Annotated in this window: 1 protein-coding gene; it reads right to left on the bottom strand. The window is 70.4% G+C overall.

What is annotated here, in order from left to right:
* Positions 1-18 precede the first annotated feature (18 nt).
* Positions 19-1455: an IS66 family transposase gene (tnpC, locus tag AQJ91_RS48280; protein WP_067036781.1), complete on the bottom strand. Its 1437-nt coding sequence runs from the start codon at positions 1453-1455 to the stop codon at positions 19-21.
* Positions 1456-1533: the final 78 nt, after the last annotated feature.

The following is a 1533-nucleotide window of genomic DNA, read 5'->3' as shown; positions in this document are numbered from 1 at the left end:
TGTCCATTCACGGGGTGGTCACGCTGTGGCGGGTGGGAGCCATGGGGTGCCGGTGAGCGCATCGTGGATGGCGCGCATGGCGGTGAGCCCGTGGGCGCGGGTGGTGGTCAGGTAGGAGCGGATGCGTAGGTAGCGGCGGGCTCCGGTCAGGCCGCGCCAGCACCCGCTGACCTTCATCTTGACCTTGATGTCCCGCAGGGCCTGTTCGGATGCGTTGTTGGTCCAGGTGAGGCCGGGTGTGAAGTCCCGGGTGAAGCGGAGGACTTGCTGGGCCTTGTCGAGGAGACGCTCGGCGAGCTGGCGGGCCTTGGGCTTCTTCCCGCTGCTGTGCGGGTTGACGCTGATCCCGCACCGGGCGGCGTTCAGGAACTCCTTCTCGATCCGGGCCTGTTCGCTCTCGTGCAGCGTGGTGTGTCCGGCGGCGTGGGCCTGCCCGACGGCCTGCCCGGCCTCGCGCAGGATCCGCTGAGCGGCCCTCGCCCAGGCCGCGTGCTCCTGGTCGGGTGCGTTGTCGATGACGCCCTGCAGGTCGCGCAGCAGGTGCGCGCAGCACAGCTGCACTCCGGCCAGGTGGGTGTCGTACTTGTGGTAGCCGACGTAGTCGTCCCGGATCAGCACGCCAGCGTAGCCGGGCAGGATGCCGAAGCCGTCCAGCGCGGCATGGCCGCGGTTGTCCGCTGCTCCGTACCAGGTCAGGCCGGTGGCCCGGACGGTATAGGCGTAGCCGCGCTCACCTGCCAGGCTGATCGGGGACTCGTCCGCGCCCAGCACCTGCGAGGCGCGCAGGGCCTGCTTCAGCGCTGCCTCGAACCGGTCGAGCGGCGCGTCCAGCCGCGTCAGGCAGCGGTCGACGAACCCGGTGGAGACCTCCACATCCAGCAGCCCGGCAATGAGCTTGGCGGTGCGCTCGGTGCTGATCTGCCCCTCCGCGCCCAGCAGCGTCGCGAAAGCCCGCAGGTTCGGCCCGTAGCAGGCCGGACCGCTGATCCCCGGTGGCGCGTCCGCGCAGGTCACCGCCCCGCACCGGCAGCGGCGCCGGACCAGGCGCACCTCGACCACTTCCCGCTCGATCAGCGGGATGTCAAAGACCTGGACCGCCCGGAAACCCTCCTGCGCCGCACCGGACAACGGGCTGTTGCAGCCGGCGCATTCGACCGGCTCGACCCGTTCCACACGGTCAGGCTCCGCGACCGGCTCCAGGCAACGGCCCGCCCGCCCCGGCTGTCCACCCGGCTTACGGTCCTTCGACCGCACCCGCTGCGACCGCGTCGTCTTCTTCTCCAGCCCGTCCAACGACGGCGGCCTGCTGCTGTTGGTGGAGTCCATCCCCAGCCGACGCTTCAACTCCGCGTTCTCGGCCCGCAGCTCAGCAACCTCGGCCCGCAGCTCATCGATCACCCGGGCCTGCACAGCGACCAGCGCGGCAAGCTCCTCGTACGACGGCCCCTGCGACACGACCAGGAACCTACAAGATCGTCAGATCGCCGAGATCACCGGGGCCCGCCTCAGGTCAGCACCACCCGTGAATGGACA

It is taken from the genome of Streptomyces dysideae (assembly GCF_001514305.1).
In the GTDB taxonomy this organism is placed as follows: Bacteria; Actinomycetota; Actinomycetes; order Streptomycetales; family Streptomycetaceae; genus Streptomyces; species Streptomyces dysideae.
Note: the sequence above shows the minus strand (reverse complement) of the source record. Positions and strands in the feature narration are given on the sequence as shown.